The 16,717-nt window shown below is 34.3% G+C and carries 19 protein-coding genes; 10 read left to right on the forward strand and 9 right to left on the reverse strand.

Annotated elements, in window-relative coordinates; translation table 11 throughout:
* Window positions 1-45 precede the first annotated feature (45 nt).
* Complete coding sequence (locus FNJ88_RS00765; protein ID WP_143851265.1) at window positions 46-279, forward strand: 4a-hydroxytetrahydrobiopterin dehydratase; 234 nt, start codon at window positions 46-48, stop codon at window positions 277-279.
* Window positions 280-412: 133 nt separating this feature from the next.
* On the forward strand, window positions 413-703 hold the full coding sequence (locus tag FNJ88_RS00770) for a hypothetical protein (protein ID WP_143851266.1): 291 nt from the start codon (window positions 413-415) through the stop codon (window positions 701-703).
* A gap of 18 nt (window positions 704-721) precedes the next feature.
* Here FNJ88_RS00770 and alr read toward each other — a convergent pair whose 3' ends face one another.
* Together alr and FNJ88_RS00780 are read right to left on the reverse strand one after the other, a co-directional pair.
* Window positions 722-1,876, reverse strand: coding sequence for an alanine racemase (alr, locus tag FNJ88_RS00775; RefSeq protein WP_143851267.1), 1,155 nt, complete (start codon window positions 1,874-1,876; stop codon window positions 722-724).
* A complete protein-coding gene (locus FNJ88_RS00780) occupies window positions 1,866-3,002 on the reverse strand; it encodes an amidohydrolase (RefSeq protein WP_143851268.1) in 1,137 nt (378 codons plus the stop codon). Before FNJ88_RS00780 ends, alr begins: the two co-directional genes overlap by 11 nt.
* A 635-nt stretch (window positions 3,003-3,637) precedes the next feature.
* Here FNJ88_RS00780 and FNJ88_RS00785 point away from each other — a divergent pair.
* Both FNJ88_RS00785 and FNJ88_RS00790 read left to right on the forward strand, forming a co-directional pair.
* Window positions 3,638-4,183 (forward strand): DUF4142 domain-containing protein, encoded by a 546-nt coding sequence (locus FNJ88_RS00785; protein ID WP_143851269.1) that lies wholly within the window; start codon window positions 3,638-3,640, stop codon window positions 4,181-4,183.
* A gap of 8 nt (window positions 4,184-4,191) precedes the next feature.
* Window positions 4,192-4,656, forward strand: coding sequence for a plastocyanin/azurin family copper-binding protein (locus tag FNJ88_RS00790; protein ID WP_143851270.1), 465 nt, complete (start codon window positions 4,192-4,194; stop codon window positions 4,654-4,656).
* A 152-nt stretch (window positions 4,657-4,808) separates the two neighbouring features.
* On the opposite strand, the gene FNJ88_RS00795 is transcribed toward FNJ88_RS00790, so the two are convergent.
* Complete coding sequence (locus FNJ88_RS00795; protein WP_143851271.1) at window positions 4,809-5,237, reverse strand: lysozyme inhibitor; 429 nt, start codon at window positions 5,235-5,237, stop codon at window positions 4,809-4,811.
* A 758-nt stretch (window positions 5,238-5,995) separates the two neighbouring features.
* On the opposite strand from FNJ88_RS00795, the gene FNJ88_RS00800 reads away from it, so the two are divergent.
* Complete coding sequence (locus FNJ88_RS00800; RefSeq protein WP_143851272.1) at window positions 5,996-7,531, forward strand: SulP family inorganic anion transporter; 1,536 nt, start codon at window positions 5,996-5,998, stop codon at window positions 7,529-7,531.
* Window positions 7,532-7,590: 59 nt separating this feature from the next.
* Here FNJ88_RS00800 and FNJ88_RS00805 read toward each other — a convergent pair whose 3' ends face one another.
* Complete coding sequence (locus FNJ88_RS00805; protein WP_143851273.1) at window positions 7,591-7,920, reverse strand: hypothetical protein; 330 nt, start codon at window positions 7,918-7,920, stop codon at window positions 7,591-7,593.
* A 332-nt stretch (window positions 7,921-8,252) separates the two neighbouring features.
* Between FNJ88_RS00805 and FNJ88_RS14405 the strand changes: the two genes are divergently transcribed.
* From FNJ88_RS14405 to FNJ88_RS00825, 4 genes are all read left to right on the forward strand, one after another.
* Window positions 8,253-9,266, forward strand: a complete 1,014-nt coding sequence (locus tag FNJ88_RS14405) for a YbhN family protein (RefSeq protein ID WP_143851274.1) — start codon at window positions 8,253-8,255, stop codon at window positions 9,264-9,266.
* Window positions 9,267-9,349: 83 nt separating this feature from the next.
* Window positions 9,350-10,393 carry a phosphatidylglycerol lysyltransferase domain-containing protein gene (locus FNJ88_RS00815; RefSeq protein ID WP_228414589.1) on the forward strand — a complete coding sequence of 348 codons (1,044 nt, stop codon included), beginning with the start codon at window positions 9,350-9,352 and terminating at the stop codon, window positions 10,391-10,393.
* A 359-nt stretch (window positions 10,394-10,752) separates the two neighbouring features.
* A complete protein-coding gene (locus FNJ88_RS00820) occupies window positions 10,753-11,322 on the forward strand; it encodes a DUF1003 domain-containing protein (protein ID WP_143851276.1) in 570 nt (189 codons plus the stop codon).
* A 75-nt stretch (window positions 11,323-11,397) separates the two neighbouring features.
* Entirely contained in the window at window positions 11,398-11,841 is a 444-nt protein-coding gene (locus FNJ88_RS00825; RefSeq protein WP_143851277.1) for a phosphohydrolase, read from the forward strand.
* Here FNJ88_RS00825 and rluF read toward each other — a convergent pair.
* The 5 genes from rluF to FNJ88_RS00850 form a co-directional block, all read right to left on the reverse strand.
* A complete protein-coding gene (gene rluF / locus FNJ88_RS00830) occupies window positions 11,838-12,566 on the reverse strand; it encodes a 23S rRNA pseudouridine(2604) synthase RluF (RefSeq protein ID WP_143851278.1) in 729 nt (242 codons plus the stop codon). The two genes, FNJ88_RS00825 and rluF, sit on opposite strands and share 4 nt — an antisense overlap.
* 196 nt (window positions 12,567-12,762) lie before the next feature.
* The gene (gene truB, locus FNJ88_RS00835) at window positions 12,763-13,467 is read right to left on the reverse strand and encodes a tRNA pseudouridine(55) synthase TruB (protein WP_143851279.1); all 705 of its coding nucleotides are present in this window, start codon (window positions 13,465-13,467) and stop codon (window positions 12,763-12,765) included.
* 169 nt (window positions 13,468-13,636) lie between these two features.
* Window positions 13,637-14,455 carry an undecaprenyl-diphosphate phosphatase gene (locus FNJ88_RS00840; RefSeq protein ID WP_143851280.1) on the reverse strand — a complete coding sequence of 273 codons (819 nt, stop codon included), beginning with the start codon at window positions 14,453-14,455 and terminating at the stop codon, window positions 13,637-13,639.
* Window positions 14,456-14,566: 111 nt separating this feature from the next.
* The gene (locus FNJ88_RS00845) at window positions 14,567-14,869 is read right to left on the reverse strand and encodes a DUF3098 domain-containing protein (protein WP_143851281.1); all 303 of its coding nucleotides are present in this window, start codon (window positions 14,867-14,869) and stop codon (window positions 14,567-14,569) included.
* A gap of 2 nt (window positions 14,870-14,871) precedes the next feature.
* Complete coding sequence (locus FNJ88_RS00850) at window positions 14,872-15,771, reverse strand: cell division protein FtsX (protein WP_143851282.1); 900 nt, start codon at window positions 15,769-15,771, stop codon at window positions 14,872-14,874.
* Between the two features lie 154 nt (window positions 15,772-15,925).
* Between FNJ88_RS00850 and rsmA the strand changes: the two genes are divergently transcribed.
* On the forward strand, window positions 15,926-16,696 hold the full coding sequence (gene rsmA, locus FNJ88_RS00855; protein ID WP_143851283.1) for a 16S rRNA (adenine(1518)-N(6)/adenine(1519)-N(6))-dimethyltransferase RsmA: 771 nt from the start codon (window positions 15,926-15,928) through the stop codon (window positions 16,694-16,696).
* The last annotated feature ends 21 nt before the right edge of the window (window positions 16,697-16,717 follow it).

Here is a 16,717-nt window from a genome sequence, read left to right on the forward strand (position 1 = left end):
CAATTAATGACCTCACCCATTACTAATCAACAAAATATAAATATTATGTGGAAAGAAAACAATGGAAAACTTCAGCGCACTTTTAAATTTAAAGATTTTTCTGAAGCTTTTGCCTTTATGACCAGAGTTGCCTTAATTGCTGAATGTCAGCAACATCATCCAGATTGGTCCAATGAATATAACAAAGTAAAAATTCGTTTGTGTACGCATGACAAGGACAATGCGATTACGGCTAAAGATCATAAACTTGCAAAGGCGATTGATAAAATAGCAGGGTAAAAGAATAATATTATTTTACGTGACTGTTTTTATAAAAAAATCTCATTATAATTGTATAATGAACTAGTAAAATATTATTGTGAAGAAGCCCCCTTTTACCTCATTGACGATCATTCATTCCTAAATTAAAACAATGAAAGAAAAGATTATACTTCTATCCATTCTGCTGTTTTCTCTGGTATTTTACGGTCAAAATATGACTGATAAAACCCCTTCGAACACAAAGACAAGCCGTGTAAAAATCTTCAACTTGAAAGATTCTTGTGATCTTACGCAAAATCAGAAGTCTGAACCTATGATTGCAATGCCTAATGCAAAGTCGGCAGACAGTATCACTTACTTGGCCTTAAAAGGCAAAGCTAGAGATGAAAAGGAATATCCGATTTTAAATACAATATTAAAGAGCGATCAATTAAAGAAATAGAGCTAAGATTTCCCAATTTTACTTCTTAATAATTCTTGGAATATCGGCCGAAAGCCTTGTAAGTAATTCGTAATTCAACAGATTACTGTAGTCGCTAAAGGACGAAACAGATAATTGTTTATCTGCCTGATCGCCAATTAAAACAACCTCATCGCCACGTTTTATATGTTCTAAAAGCGTAACATCAACCACCATCATATTCATATTAATACTTCCGATGACCACGCATCGTTCACCATTGATTAACACCCGGCCGACATTGCTCAGACTTCTTCCGTAACCGTGCGCATAACCAACAGGCACACAGGCAATTTTCATATTGGCATCAGCCATAAAGCTTGTTCCATATCCCACAAATTCGCCACGTTTTACTTTTTTCACACTCATTACCTGAGTTTTCCAACTGATCACTCGTTTTAAAGGATTTTCATTTTTTCTTTTGCTGTTATAAAAATTGACCAAAACTTCCGGACTGGGCCAAAAGCCATATTGCATAATTCCAATTCTTACCATATCCATCTGTGTTTCGGGATACATCATCGCGGCGGCAGAACAGGCAGCATGTCTTTGTTTAGGCTTTAAACCTTTATCACAAAACTGTTTGTAAATTTCGTCATAGCGCTCGATCTGTTTTTTGATCCGAAAATAATTTGCAATGCTTTCTGCTCCTGCGAAATGAGTACAAAGTCCTTTAAATTCAATAAAACTTGAATTCTTATTGAGAAAATCCTGAACCCACTTCAATTCACTGGAATTAAATCCCGTTCGATTCATTCCTGTTTCAACTTCAATATGAACGATGGCTTTTTTGCCAATCTTCTTCGCCGAAGTTAGAGCAGCAGTCAATCGGTGTTTCTCAAACACAAAAAACTCAATATCGTTTTGAATAATCCAGTTGAGATCTTCTTCATTACTTAGCCAACCCATAATCATCACGGTAGCTTTATCGCCAACAACCGCTTTTACGCGACGAGCTTCTTGACTGTCAAAAACAGAAAAGTGTTTCACATTTTCAGCCAAAGCAATTTCTACGAATTTTTCGATTGAATGTCCGTAAGCATTGCCTTTTACAACAGAAGAAAAAAGGACTCCTTTATGAAAATGTTTTCTTAAAAAATCAATATTGGTTTTGTAGGCTTTAGGATCAAGCTCCAGGTATGAATTATTGTGCATCTATTAACTCGCTTATTTTATAAAATATTTCAGCACCGGTTTCTGTAATTTCATCTGGCCAATCGTAATCCGGATTGTGTAGATTCGGCGTATTTTTCCCACTACCTAGACCAAACATCGCGCCTTTATAATGTTCCGTGAAAATTCCGAAATCTTCGCCCCATTGTAAAGGGACGTCTCTTTCTATTAAATGAAATTGACAATCTTTTGCCGCTAGTCGCACAAAATCAACAACCTCTGGATCATTTTCGTTGGCACTGAATCTTTGGGTCCAGGAAATTTCTGGCTTTAAATTATATTTGTCCGCTGCGTTAATTGCAATCGATTCTAATTCCTGTTCCAGTTCTTTCATTTCAGAATTAGCGGCTCTTCGGAAGGTGTAATGAACTTCACCATAACCGGCAGAGATTCCATAATCCTCCGTTCCCATGGTTAGGAAAATCGGAGTTAAAACAGAGAATTTTTCTTTTTTCGGATCAGGTTGAATTTTCTTGTTGAACTCATTGATAATTTCTGCAATCGCCAAAGCAGGATTATCACCATTTTCTGGCTCACCGGCGTGTGCCGTTTTACCATGAAGTTTAATAATGATAGAATTTACGGCACATGTAAAAGTATGGTTCTTCACCACAATATCATGATGGTCATATCCCGGAAGATTGTGAAGTGCAAAGACTTTATCGGGGTTCAATTCTTTAAAACGGGTATCATTGTAAATTGCGACTGCTCCTTCCCCATTTTCTTCAGCAGGTTGAAAAAGTAAAATGACTTTCGTATGCTTCATTTTCTGTAACGATAATTTTTTCGCTAAGGCACACATTACGCTCATATGACCATCATGTCCGCATTTGTGTGAAACCTCATCGGTAACAGATTGATGTTCGAAATCATTAATTTCTTGAATCGGCAGCGCATCTAATTCACATCGGAACATAATGGTTTGTTTCACTTCTTTTTCAGGATGATAAATGGCGATAACTCCTGTTCCGTTTCCTAAGTTTTCTAATAATTCGTCTGGTTTATAATTTTTTAAAAACGAAGCAATTGTTTTTGCGGTTTCAAATTCAAAGCCTGAAAGTTCAGGATTCTGGTGAAGGTGTTTTCGAAGCGTAAGAATATCGTTCATTGAGAATTATTTAAATTAAGAAAAGCCTTGTCTATGGATACTGCTAAATTACAGAACCATAAAAAAGGAATTATTAGGTAAATCCTAATCTAATAAGTTATGAAAATTTAATGGAAGTTAAATAAACTGAGGTGTTAAATTCAAAAATTTTGTTGATTTTATTATCTAGTTCGCTTTTAATTTACCACTTCGTTAATGTCTTTTATACTTCATTAATTAAACCTAATAAAAAGAAATCTTTTGTAAAATTAATGTGGATCAAGAGTTAATCACCTCTCGAAATTTAAATAAAACATTTTGTAACCTTTTAGAACTTCAGGTACTCTATAGAGTATAGAAAGGAAAATAATTTTCTTTTAGAAAACAATTAAATTGAAAGAGACTTCAAAATAACATTTGGTTTTAATTTGTAGGCATAAAGTACAAGACACTGAATATCAAGTTGTATTATCATCCTCATCTATTTTGCCTATTGCAAAATAAACTTGAATTAATATGCCAACCATTGTAACTTCGTAGAAGCATCAATTTAAAAAATTAATCAATAATAAGATAAATAAATAAAATATTTTTAAATGCAAAGTCAAATTTCATTTGAAAAAAGCAACTACTATATTAACTTAAATAATTAAAAAATGAAAACGCTAAAAAACTTAGCTTTATCAGGAACGATGCTAATGACTGCATTGTTATTCTCTACCAATGTTTCTGCACAAGAACAGAAAACACCTCAACTTACCGATGCGGAAATTGCTTCTGTGGCAGTAACGGCAAATCAAGTTGATGTAGGTTATGCTGAGACAGCCTTGAAAAAATCTCATAACAAGGATATTAAAAACTTTGCGATGACGATGAAAAAAGATCATAATGCGGTCATTAAAATGGCGGTAGATCTTGTTACAAAATTGAAAGTGACTCCAAAAACAAATGATGTTTCAAAATCTTTATTGGCAGGAGCAGTTAAAGAAAAAGCAGCATTAAATGCTAAAACCGGTAGAGCTTTTGATAAAGCATATGTCGACAATGAGGTTGCTTATCATATCTATGCAATTAATGCAGTAGAAAACATCTTAATCCCACAATCTAAAAATGCTGAACTAAAAGCGTTGCTTCAAAAAGCATTGCCTATTTTTAAAACTCACCTTGAGCATGCAAAAATGATTCAAAAAGAATTTAAATAATAGAAATCATGATTTCTTTAAAAGACTTTTTTAGAATAGGATTTTCCACCGTTGCAATGATATTTTTATTAATCAGTTGTAACTCGGGATCTAAGGATACGATTCCTGCTGTTAATGACAACTCAAGTTCGACTACAAATTCTGATTCAATTGGGGCAGTTGCAACACCAACAGTTGATTCTGCAACGGCAGTAAAAACTGAAACTACAGAAAGTGCAAATTCAAAAGCAGAAACTCATGTGGTGACCATCGAAAATATGAAGTTCAATCCAGCAACGATTACGGTAAATAAAGGAGATCAAGTCACCTTTATCAATAAAGATATTGTAGGACGTAACGCAACCGAGATAAAAAATGCCTGGGCTTCTCCAATGTTAGAGACTGGAAAATCCTGGACTTTTACGCCCGGCAAGACATCAGATTATTATTGCACCGTGCATTTGGTAATGAAAGGGAAAAGTATTGTAAAATAAAATTAGCATACCAAATGTATCAATCAATTAAGGCAATCATTCTTTAGATTGAAAAAAAACCAACTTTTTAACAAGTTGGTTTTTTATAATTAATTTTGATTAAGAATCTATACGCTCCGATGTAAGAGGTTTTTAGACCTTTCATCAAAGATTTATTTTTTGTCGTACTGACGTTTCAACTTAATCGTTTTACCAGCCATTGTCAGATCTAAGTCGTCTCTTTGACTGTGGGCTTTTACACCATCTTTCTCATAATCTGCGCCTTTCGCCCAAGCTTCAGTTTGATTGAGTACATATTCTTTATCATTCATTTTCACCGTCAAGGTATGAATAGAATCCGTATTCAAAAAAATTACTGTCGCCAAGGTACCATCTTCTGCTTTGTAAATATAAGTGTTTGCGTCATTTTGTAGGTTCATTTCATCTGGATTGGTTGCATCATTAGAAACAGTGTCAACCGATACAACCGTATCCATAACAATTTCATTTTGCGTTTGTGCTACTTCTTCTGTGGTATCTTTCTTATTACAGCTTATCACTAAAGCCGCAATTAGACTTAGAAGTACAGGTAACTGTTTCATAATATTTATTGATTTTAAAAATGTTTAAACAATTGGTTTTAAATCGATCACGCGATGAATCATTTTCAATATTTCAAAAAATTCGATGTAGCAGATTGATCATCTTCATCGATTCTTTCTAACATTAGTTCGATAACACGGATTTAAAAACCGTAAAGTTGGTCAGAGAGTTGAAAGAATTGTGCCAACCTATTTCAAGATCAAGAAAATTTATGCTTTCAAAAGAATGTTATGCTATTTTTCAAAAATGGGGCTGGAAATAAGTTTTATGTTATTCTAATCGTCCGAACGAGCTTACCTGTGCTTTCTTAAATTATATTATTTTTTCAAACAAAAGAATTTATGAAGAGTTCTCAATAAAAGAATGCTACAGAATACAATAGATCGGTTGTGATATCGTTGCGTTGATGAAATGATCGTTATGCGATTTCTTCTGAAAAAAGCATTTTAAAGGAATTGTAATCACCTCATACCGAACATATTCCTATGCAATAATCTCCAAGGTGGAAGCGTCAATCAGAAAAACATAGTTCCTGCTAAAATAGTAATGCTACCTTATTTAATACCTTAATATTAGATCTTTTAATCCTTCCATTTTATTTTTCTATTTTTGCATCCTCAAAAAATTAGTGAGAATCAAGGTTTTCCAGTGAAATTGTTTTGGTTTTCCGTCTGTTTCTATTACACGTTTACAAAAATTATTACGCTTATACGCTTAAAGGATTTATAAATTCTTTTACCAGATCATTGAAAAACACATGAAATTAGCACTTAACTTATTCGACTTCTCTCAAAAAGTAAATTACAGAACCGAAATATTAGCAGGTTTAACAGTTGCGATGACGATGATTCCGGAATCATTATCCTTTGCAATCCTGGCAGGCTTTCCACCGCTTGTTGGATTATATGCTGCATTCATTGCGGGATTAATCACTGCGATTTTTGGAGGAAGACCGGGAATGGTATCTGGTGGTGCTGGTGCAACAGTAGTTGTTTTAATTGCATTGATGAGATCCAATGGACTTGAATATGTTTTTGCTGCTGTTGCGCTTGCAGGAGTTATCCAGATCTTAATAGGAATTTTTAAGTTCAGTAAATTTATAAGACTCGTTCCCCAACCCGTGATGTACGGATTTGTTAATGGTTTGGCGGTAATTATTTTCATGTCGCAATTGGATCAGTTTAAAGTATTAACCAATGGTACTCTAACATGGTTGCAGGGAGAAGCCCTTTTTATCATGATTGGATTAGTTGCGTTAACAGTAGCTATTGTTGTTTTATTTCCTAAGATTACAAAAAAGATTCCTGCCTCACTGGTAGCTATTATTATCGTTTTCGCTTTAGTGGTAGGATTTGGCATTAACACGAAAACCGTTCAGGACATTGCGTCCGTTGAAGGTGGTTTCCCTCCTTTCCATATTCCTCATATACCCTTTACTTGGGAAGCGTTTCAAATCATACTTCCATACTCTTTAATATTTGCTGCGGTGGGTTTAACAGAAGGACTTTTAACATTAAATTTAGTGGATGAAATGACCGGAACAAAAGGAAATGGAAACCGGGAATGTATTGCACAGGGAAGTTCTAATATTGCCAATGGCTTCTTCTTTGGCATGGGCGGTTGTCCTATGATTGCACAAACACTTGTTAATCTTTCTGCCGGATCAAGAGCCCGATTATCCGGAATTATTGCAGCAATTACCATATTATTAATTATTCTTTTTGGAGCACCTATTATTGGAAGGTTACCGATGGCAGCTTTAGTTGGAGTGATGGTTATGGTTGCTCTCGGAACCTTTGAATGGGCAAGTTTTAAAATCATTAAAAAAATGCCGAAACACGATATTTTCGTGGGAATTCTGGTTGCAGTAATTACTGTTGTTCTTCATAATTTAGCGTTAGCTGTCTTAATAGGAGTGATTATATCTGCTTTGGTATTTGCTTGGGAAAGTGCCAAAAGAATTCGTGCGAGAACATTCTTGGATTCCGACGGGGTAAAACATTATGACATTTATGGTCCTTTATTTTTTGGATCAGTAATGACCTTTTCTGAAAAGTTTACAATTAGTGAAGATCCTAATCAAATCATAATCAATTTCAAAGATTCGCGGGTTACAGACATGTCTGCTATTGAAACGCTAAATAATATAACCAAGAAATACAGTGAAGCCGGGAAGACGGTTCATCTTCAAAATCTAAGCGCGGATTGCATCAGGCTATTGGACAAGGCACAGGCGGTTATTGACGTGAATATCATAAAAGACCCAGAGTATTTGGTTGCGGTTGAGAAGTAGAAAGATATCTTGCAGCGATCTCACTATTCTTCATTCTAAAACAAGCAATTTGTAGTAAATCAGTTCAAGAAATAAGTTGAAAAAAAAGTAACCAAGCGATTCATATCCTGTCTTATGGAGAATGCCAAAAGGTATTTTAATTGAAAAAGCAAAGGTTCAATTCCATGTGACAATTTCAGAAACTCCCGTTCTGGAATAATGCCGTAACATTTACCTTGATGCATAATATTTAATGCATGATCTCCCAATGAAACCGTCATACTCCCCACTTTTTTATAGAAAGTATAATCACTTATTCTAACAAAACCGTCTTCCAGCATCTCAGAAATCAGTTTATTAAATAGTTTTTGTCCGTCTGGAGATAGATTCATGATGATTAAATAGCTCATGTAAAATTAGGTAAAACATTATAAGAACTATCAATCCGGATTAAAAATTTGAAACTATTTTGAACTTGTATTTTTCATTCATCAATTACCTTAAAATAGATAAAAGCATTTATTAACACTGCACTTTATTTAAACTATTCATGAAAGATGACGTTGTGAAAAAGTTATTAATTCTAATTCTGAATTATCTTTGATACAATCTACGTTAACTAATAAAAACTCAAATCCTATTTTTCAAATTTTTTGGCATTGATCTCATTTTTTTAGGGTCCGATTGTAAAAATAATTTTTAACAAAGACCACTTGTTTTAAATATATGAAACTAAAAGCAGATGCTTAAAAAAGTTAACTTTTCCTTAAAAAAAACCATTTTAAAAATCAAATGGCAGGAAATCCTTGCGGTGTTAATTCTCTTTTTGGCTTTTGTTTTTTTTAGAAGTGAAAGAAAAGAAATGTCGTCGATCTTACCACAACTTCATCAGGAAAAACCGTTATGGATTATCGCTGGAATTCTGCTCACCTTCTTTTACATTTTTTTACAGGGATTGATGTATGTTGCAAGTTTGCGTGCGGTTGGTGTTAAACTGAAACTTTCTGACGCCATTGAATTATTCTTAAAAAGAAATTTCCTGAGTGTTTTTCTACCCGCAGGTGGAATCAGTTCGCTGGCATTTACACCCATCCAACTCCAACGCAGAAATTTTGATAAAAACAGTATCAATCAAGAGAGCGCCATCTTTGGATTTGTCGGAATTGTTACCGTTTTCCTGGTCGGAATTCCGGTAGTTGCCTACGCTGCTTTTGTTAACAAAAACTTTGGAGATTCTTGGATTTGGTTGGTTGGCGTGGGAGTTTTTATTACTACCGTTTTTTGGATGGTGAATTCACTTCGAAAAAAAGGTTTTATCTACCAATTTATTGTAAAACATTTCCCTTCAAAATCAACAAATATTGATGAGTTTTTTGGTGGAAAAATCAATAAAAAATATTTTTATCTTACCGTACTTATTTCGACGGTGATTGAGTTTTGTGGTATTTTTCATTTGCTGATTGCCATGGTTGCTTTTGGGGCAACAGGTTCCTTCTCAGCAGCGGCAGTTGGCTATACGATTTCTGTTTTATTGATGTTGGTTTCTCCTTTTTTAAGAGGTTTAGGCGCCGTAGAATTTACACTATTTATATTTTGGCAAACTTCGGGTTTTCTCACAGTCAGGGATTGGGAATCACTTTATTGTATCGTGTTTTTGAATTCTGGCTGCCTTTACTTTTGGGGATTTTTGCTTTTATGTGGAACGGCAGAAAAATCATTGCTCGAATTCTTCCCGCACTGGCGATATTTATATTAGGACTCATTAATATTATTTCGGTGATCACTCCTCCACTTGCGGATCGTCTTAAAATTGGAAAAATCTATCTTTCAGAAGACATGATGCATTTTTCAAAAATACTTACATTAATTGCAGGAATACTTTTGGTCGTGACTTCTGCTTATCTTTTGAGAGGTTTGAAAAGAGGTTGGTATTTCGCATTGATTCTCGCCATCATTTCTTTTTTTGGAAACCTTTTCAAAGCACTTGATTATGAAGAAGCGATCGTCTCTTTGATTATTATATTTTTCCTGATCGTAAGTCGGAAAGAGTATGTTTTGAAAACCAATAGAAAATATCTACGTCAGGGTTTTTCCTGGTTATTAGGACTTTTTGCCGCAGTTCTTCTCTTTAATTTTCTAAGTTTCTACTTCATCGATAAACGACATTTCGGCATTGATTTTACCTGGACAGAATCACTTTATTACACCATTCATAGTTTTCTTTTGTTTCAAGATAATGGTTTAGTTCCTCAAACTGGATTTGCACGAGATTTTGAATATATTAATTATTTCCTGGGAATTATTTCCTGGTTATTGCTTATTTTCTCTGTATTTAATGTGAAGAAACTCCTTTTTACTGAAGAGAGTTCTAATGATTTTGAGGAGGCGGAAAACTTAGTCAAAACCTACGGAACTTCTTCGCTGGATTTCTTTAAAATCTCAAAAGAGAAACATTTGTATTTTTCTGAAAACGAAGAAGGTTTTATTTCTTACAACGTCGCAAATTCCTTTGCGTTTGTACTCGAAGAGCCTATTTGCGAGGAAAAAAATAAAGGAATAATCATTCAGGAATTCGAAGATTATTGTAAAAAAAATGGTTTAAATTCAGTCTATTATCGAATAGATGAACAAAGTCTATTTCTCTTTCAACCGTTTAAGAAGCAAAAATTATTTATTGGTCAGGAAGCGATTTTGAATACCGAAACATTTAAATTAGAAGGAAAAGAAAGAAAGTCACTGAGAAACGGGTTGAATACTTTAGCTAAAAAAGGGTACATTACAGAAATTATTTATAGTCCTCAAACCGAAGAAATTTTAAATGAAATTCAAAGTATTTCTGATGAATGGTTGAAGGAATTTGACAAACAGGAAATGGTATTTTAAAACTTCGCAACATATTCTGCCAACAGCCGCTAATTTACTAGGATTTTGTCTGATAGTTATTACTTCATTGCACATCAGTTCTGCAACAGTGAATTCTATTTTAGATGAGTTTACGAGCATTGTAGCCTTATTACTTTGTCTTTCGGTGATCCTTTCTTTTATCTCCATCAAAAGTGAAAATAGAATTTGGACCCACCGAATTGAGTTGACAGCTGAAATACTTTTCGGAATTGCCATTTCTTGAATTGGAATTATCGAGTTGGTTCTTTTGAGAAAATTCTGGCTTCAATAACACGTATTGACAAAATAACGCTTACTTTTATTTAAGTTTTCCGTTGTAACTCTTTAGCAATTAAATTATGAAAAATAAAAAATATGTGCTCGACCTTTTAAAAAGTGAAAATGAGCAACTTCACAAAATGCATGAAATTATAGAGAAAGCGATAACCGAAGAAACGCTCATTACAAATACGATTCAGGAAACTGATGAGGAGAGAACTTATGGTGAAAAACTGTCCGATCGTGTCGCACAATTTGGCGGCAGCTGGAAGTTTATTATTATTTTCGGCGTTATATTAATGATCTGGATTTTCTACAATACCGAGATCATGAGAAACAAAAGTTTTGATCCGTATCCTTATATTTTGTTGAATTTAATTCTGTCGTGTATTGCCGCAATTCAAGCACCGATTATTATGATGAGCCAAAATAGAAAGGAAGTAAAAGACCGAAAAAGAGCCATCAATGACTATATGATTAATCTAAAATCAGAAATTGAAATTAGAAATCTGCATGAAAAAGTTGATTTATCAGTGATTGATCAATACAAACATCTTTGTGATATTCAACAAAAGCAATTGGAACTTTTGGAGGACCTGAACAGGAAAGTTAAAATGTTGTCGAAACCTTCAAATCCCTCGAAAATTTAAATGGTACCAGATTGAATATATTTCAAAAAATCAACTTATATTTCCGTTAAATTATCTCCTTTAATTTAAATCAAAATGACAAAAGAAGAATTGCTAAATAAAGCCATCAAATTGGCTCAGAAAGCCCATAAAGGACAAACCGATAAATTTGGAACGCCGTACATCGGTCACGTAATGCGCGTGATGAATGCCGGAAAAACTTATGATGAAAAAATTGTTGGCGTGTTACATGATATGATTGAAGATTGCCCAGAAATAACGTACGAAACTTTGGCAGAAGAAGGATTTTCTGAAGAAGTTATTTTCGCAATTAAATGTCTGACAAAAACACCAGCTGATATCGATTATACTGAGTTTATAAAACAAACTGAGCAATCACCATTAGCAGTTTCTGTAAAATTAAATGATCTACAAGACAATATGAATTTGACTCGATTTACTAACACGATGACCGAAAGAGATTTTAAGCGTCTAAATAAATATTTGACGGCTTATCTGTATTTAAAAGAAAAATATTAATTAACAGTCTTATCAGAATCAGCCACCAATGCTTTTAGTTCGTTCACTTCTGTCTCGGTTAAATCTCTCCACTTTCCTATTGGAAGATCGAGTTTAATATTTAAAACACGGATTCTTTTCAGCTTTTTAACTTCGTAACCACAGAATTCACACATGCGGCGGATCTGACGATTTAAGCCTTGTGTAAGAACAATTCTAAAAGATAAATTATCGATTTGCTCTACTTCACATTTATTGGTAACGGTATCAAGAATTGGAATTCCACCACGCATTTGCATTAGGAATTTCGGCGTGATTGGTTTGTCAACTCGTACGATATATTCTTTACCGTGGTTGTTTCTGGAACGCAGAATTTTATTTACAATATCACCATCGTTGGTCAGTAGAATTAATCCTTCACTTGGTTTATCTAATCTGCCAATCGGGAAAATTCTTTTCGGATGGTTAACGAATTCAATGATATTGTCTCTTTCTCTTTTGGTATCGGTGGTACAGACAATTCCCACCGGTTTATTCAAAGCGATATAAATAGGTTCTTCTTCTGTTTTTCTAATGGTAACGCCATCGACAAAGATCTCATCGTCATCAGAAACTTTAGTGCCCATTTCCGGCACTTCTCCATTGATGGTTATTCTGCCTTGTTCCAACATTCGGTCGGCTTCTCTGCGCGAGCAGAAACCAACTTCTGAAAGGTATTTATTTATTCTGGTTTTTTCTGAATCCATTTTTTTGTTCTATTATTGAAAGCATGATGAAAAGTTAAACGAAATGACGCAAAGGTTTTGCGATTATTATACTTTACAAATAACAATTGCAAATCTGACTGTCGACAGACAGGGATTTTTGACTTCGTCGAATCTTCGATTTCACTTAGCAAAGTTCGCAAAAAATAAATTAGATTTAAAAAGTATTAAATTTTATTTATTTTATAAAATCCTCGAATTTATATTCGTTTTCCAAATATTCTGAACTTGCATTTTCGATGGTGTATTCACCAATTTTTGTTCTTCTAAGATTAGTTAAATAAGCACCAACTCCTAGATCTTGACCGATATCGTGGGCGAGACTTCTGATGTAAGTTCCTTTCGAACAACCAACAGTAAATCTTACCAAAGGTAATTCGATCGCAATATCTGTAATGTAATTAATAGTGGTTTTACGAGATTTCATTTCGACTTCTTTTCCTTGTCGCGCTAAATCGTAAGCGCGGTTTCCCTCGATTTTAATGGCGGAGAAAATGGGCGGTTTCTGATCGATTTCGCCTAGAAACTGATCGAGAGTTTCCTTGATTTGTTCTTCGGTAATGTTTGAAATATCCTGTGGAAGAATTTCTGGTTTTTCAGTATCGTAAGATTCTGTTTGAACTCCGATTTTTATTTCGGTGAAATATTCTTTTGGTGCATCCTGAATTTGAGGAATAATTTTGGTGAATTTTCCGGTGCAGACAATTAATAATCCTGTTGCACGTGGATCTAATGTTCCGGCATGTCCTATCTTAAATTTCTTCGGGAGATTAAATTCTCTTTTGAGTTTGTATTTCAGTTTATTAACGGCTTGAAAACTCGTCCAATCCAGAGGTTTGTCGAGGAGTATTATTTGTCCTTCTAAGAAATCGGTATCAGTCATTTTTAAAAACTAAATTGGTAAGAAGTTCTGCTTTGCAGCCCGACCTGAGTGGAGCTCTTTTTGCCGCAACGAAGTGAAGGCAAAAAAGCGGGAACGGAGGGCGGAAAAAGCTGCCCAAATAAAATAATAATGAGCTTCTCGACGAAGTGAAATCGCTGTCCAATTACAACTATTGAAATTGCGTAAAGTAAACCAACAAAACGATTCCTACGATAATTCGGTACCAACCCCAAGGTTTGAAACCGTATTTATTGAGCAATCCAATGAATGATTTTATCGCAATTAATGCCACAATAAACGCTACCACATTACCAACAACAAATGCAATAATGTTATCAGACGAAGATAGAATCATCTCGTATCCTTTCATCGGATTCGGTGTTGTTTTTCCCCAAGTTTTTACGAAGATGGAATAAACCGTAACAGCCAACATGGTTGGAACTGCCAAGAAAAATGAAAATTCAGCCGCAGCTTTTCGGGTTAATCCTTGCGTCATTCCACCGATGATTGAAGCCGCACTCCTACTCGTTCCAGGCATCATGGCCAGACATTGCCAAAAACCAATGATTACGGCTTTCTTTATGGACATATCTTTCTCATCGTCGATCTTTGGATTTTTAAACCAAGAATCTGCAAATAATAAAACGACTCCACCCAAAACAAGCATTGAAGATATTGCGATCTGATTGCCTAAGATTGCTTCGATCTTGTCATCAAACAGAAATCCTAATCCTAACGCCGGAAGCACTGCAAACGCTAATTTATAATAAAATTTAAGGTTTTGGAAATCAAAAAACTTTTTCCAATAGGCTGCGACTACGGCCAAGATTGCTCCGAACTGAATCGAAACTTGAAACATTTTTAAAAATTCTGTTTCTTCCATGCCCATTAAGTTTGCTATAAACCCCATGTGTGCGGTGGAAGAAATAGGGAGAAATTCGGTAAGACCTTCTATGATTGCAATGATGATTGCTTTGAATAAATCCATTTTTATTTTTTATTAAAAACTCTTCGGTGAACTCAGAGTAACTTCTGTATTAAAAAAAACTTTGTCAAAGGTTAAATCTTTGACAAAGCAATAAAGGTATTGATTAAGAAATTAATTCTTGTTTCTTTTTAAAATAGCATAAACTTCTACCGCGAAACCTGCAATGACCAAGAATGGTGCAAGACGGATTCTACGAAATGAAAAAATATCTTCGTTCCAGACATTTGGATTATATTTTCCATCCACCGTGTTTGCATCTGCTCCCATCATTAAGAAAAATCCAACAACGATTAAAGCCAGACCGATCAGCATCAATTTATAGTTTTCCTTGCCAAAGTAGAAACCATTATGATCTGACATTTCTGTAGATTTCCGAATCGGATCTGCAGAGAATTTTTTATTTGTTTTGCTCATTTTTATGAATAATAAAGATCATCAACATTCGACCTTAAGAATCTCCATGTTGCGAAAATTGTACTGAAAACGGTAATGAAAATTCCCAGCAGGAAAATACTCACCACAAGGATAACTAATTGATCATTATCTTGCGCAAATGGGGTACCGATTTGGGTGATGAAATAATACCAGGCTCCAAATAAAACGGCTAAACCAATAACGGCTCCGATAACTCCCAAAATAATTGCTTCCTTGATAAAAGGTTTTAAAATAAATCTTCTTTTGGCACCAACGAGCTGCATAGTCTTGATAATAAATCTTTTTGAAAATATCTTTAACCGAATGGAATTATTAATTAACACTACAGCTAAAAGTAAAAACAGCAATGAAAATCCTAAAATCCACTTCATAATATTGGTTAGGTTATTATAAACTTCCACCATTAAAGTACTGTTGTTTTTCACATCTGTAATTCCTGGTGTGGCTTTTATCTGCTTAATGGCTTCATCAATTTTTGCAGGATCTACAAACTCAGGCTTCAAAGCGACTTCTACAGAAGAAGGAAATATGTTTTCTTCAAACAAGGCGCTTGTTTCAATTCCCATGCTTTTTCTGGCTTCTTCAGCTGCCATTTCTCGCGAAATGTAAGTTGCTTTCTTTACTGGTGCTAAAGCCTGGATCTTTTTGAAAGTTTCTGCCTCTGTTTTTGCGATTTTTACGGAATCTTTTATATCATAATTCTCATCAAAGTAAGCATTTACTACCAACTGCTCTTTGATATAATCTGAATATTTCTGAGCATTAATAAGGATTAACCCCATTAATCCCAGTAAAAATAAAACCAGCGCAATACTGATGACTACCGTAATATTACTAGAACGAAGTCTTCTCTTGTTAAAATCTTCAACTGTCTTAGCCATTAAATAAAAAATTTCTGCTAAAATAGAAAAAAACTTCCGTAATTTGCCGACAAACACGGAAAATCGCTGTTAAAAAAAACATAAAGAAAGTTAGAAAAAACCTTTTATTAGAAGTTGGTATCTACTTTTCTGATTTATAAAAATATATTCTTGAATGAGTGTAAGAGCTAAAAAACACCTGGGTCAACATTTCCTGACCGATGAAAATATCGCAAAAAATATTGTTGACGGATTAAGTTTCGAAAATTACAATCAAGTTTTGGAAGTCGGTCCCGGCATGGGAGTCCTTACCAAGTATCTTTTGGATAAAGATGCAGAAATATTTGTGGCAGAAATAGATACAGAATCCATCGCTTATTTGAAATCTAATTATCCTAAACTTAAAGATGAAAACATAATTGGTGATTTTCTTAAACTGAATCTTTCTGATCAATTTGAAGGACAAATTTCAGTTATTGGTAATTTTCCGTATAACATTTCATCCCAGATTTTATTTAAAATTATTGATTTTTACGATGATGTACCGGAAATGGTAGGGATGTTTCAAAAAGAAGTTGCCGAAAGAACGGCAGCGGTTCCCAGAACAAAAGCGTATGGAATTCTTTCTGTTTTGGTTCAAGCCTTATATGATGTAGAATATTTGTTCACGGTTCATGAAAACGTCTTTAATCCACCTCCTAAAGTAAAATCAGGGGTGATTCGCTTAACCCGAAACCCAAAAGAAGGGTTAGTTGGGAATGAAGTCCTTTTTAAACAAATTGTAAAGGCCGGATTTGGGCAACGACGCAAAAAATTATCGAACTCTTTGAAAGTTTTAAATATCCCGGAAGAATTATTAACTCATGAATTTATGGATAAACGTGCTGAGGAATTATCGATAGCTGATTTCATCTCGTTTACCCAAAATTGGAAAGATCATTCATAAAAAGTAAAACCATTTCATATT

This window comes from Chryseobacterium sp. SNU WT5 (genome assembly GCF_007362475.1).
In the GTDB taxonomy this organism is placed as follows: domain Bacteria; phylum Bacteroidota; class Bacteroidia; order Flavobacteriales; family Weeksellaceae; genus Kaistella.

Bases quoted from the DNA above. Each gene is read 5' to 3' on its own strand.
- FNJ88_RS00765 (WP_143851265.1), top strand. From the start codon at position 46: ATGTGGAAAGAAAACAATGGAAAACTTCAGCGCACTTTTAAATTTAAA.
- FNJ88_RS00770 (WP_143851266.1), top strand. From the start codon at position 413: ATGAAAGAAAAGATTATACTTCTATCCATTCTGCTGTTTTCTCTGGTA.
- alr (WP_143851267.1), bottom strand. From the start codon at position 1,876: ATGCACAATAATTCATACCTGGAGCTTGATCCTAAAGCCTACAAAACC.
- FNJ88_RS00780 (WP_143851268.1), bottom strand. From the start codon at position 3,002: ATGAACGATATTCTTACGCTTCGAAAACACCTTCACCAGAATCCTGAA.
- FNJ88_RS00785 (WP_143851269.1), top strand. From the start codon at position 3,638: ATGAAAACGCTAAAAAACTTAGCTTTATCAGGAACGATGCTAATGACT.
- FNJ88_RS00790 (WP_143851270.1), top strand. From the start codon at position 4,192: ATGATTTCTTTAAAAGACTTTTTTAGAATAGGATTTTCCACCGTTGCA.
- FNJ88_RS00795 (WP_143851271.1), bottom strand. From the start codon at position 5,237: ATGAAACAGTTACCTGTACTTCTAAGTCTAATTGCGGCTTTAGTGATA.
- FNJ88_RS00800 (WP_143851272.1), top strand. From the start codon at position 5,996: ATGAAATTAGCACTTAACTTATTCGACTTCTCTCAAAAAGTAAATTAC.
- FNJ88_RS00805 (WP_143851273.1), bottom strand. From the start codon at position 7,920: ATGAGCTATTTAATCATCATGAATCTATCTCCAGACGGACAAAAACTA.
- FNJ88_RS14405 (WP_143851274.1), top strand. From the start codon at position 8,253: ATGCTTAAAAAAGTTAACTTTTCCTTAAAAAAAACCATTTTAAAAATC.
- FNJ88_RS00815 (WP_228414589.1), top strand. From the start codon at position 9,350: ATGCATTTTTCAAAAATACTTACATTAATTGCAGGAATACTTTTGGTC.
- FNJ88_RS00820 (WP_143851276.1), top strand. From the start codon at position 10,753: ATGAAAAATAAAAAATATGTGCTCGACCTTTTAAAAAGTGAAAATGAG.
- FNJ88_RS00825 (WP_143851277.1), top strand. From the start codon at position 11,398: ATGACAAAAGAAGAATTGCTAAATAAAGCCATCAAATTGGCTCAGAAA.
- rluF (WP_143851278.1), bottom strand. From the start codon at position 12,566: ATGGATTCAGAAAAAACCAGAATAAATAAATACCTTTCAGAAGTTGGT.
- truB (WP_143851279.1), bottom strand. From the start codon at position 13,467: ATGACTGATACCGATTTCTTAGAAGGACAAATAATACTCCTCGACAAA.
- FNJ88_RS00840 (WP_143851280.1), bottom strand. From the start codon at position 14,455: ATGGATTTATTCAAAGCAATCATCATTGCAATCATAGAAGGTCTTACC.
- FNJ88_RS00845 (WP_143851281.1), bottom strand. From the start codon at position 14,869: ATGAGCAAAACAAATAAAAAATTCTCTGCAGATCCGATTCGGAAATCT.
- FNJ88_RS00850 (WP_143851282.1), bottom strand. From the start codon at position 15,771: ATGGCTAAGACAGTTGAAGATTTTAACAAGAGAAGACTTCGTTCTAGT.
- rsmA (WP_143851283.1), top strand. From the start codon at position 15,926: ATGAGTGTAAGAGCTAAAAAACACCTGGGTCAACATTTCCTGACCGAT.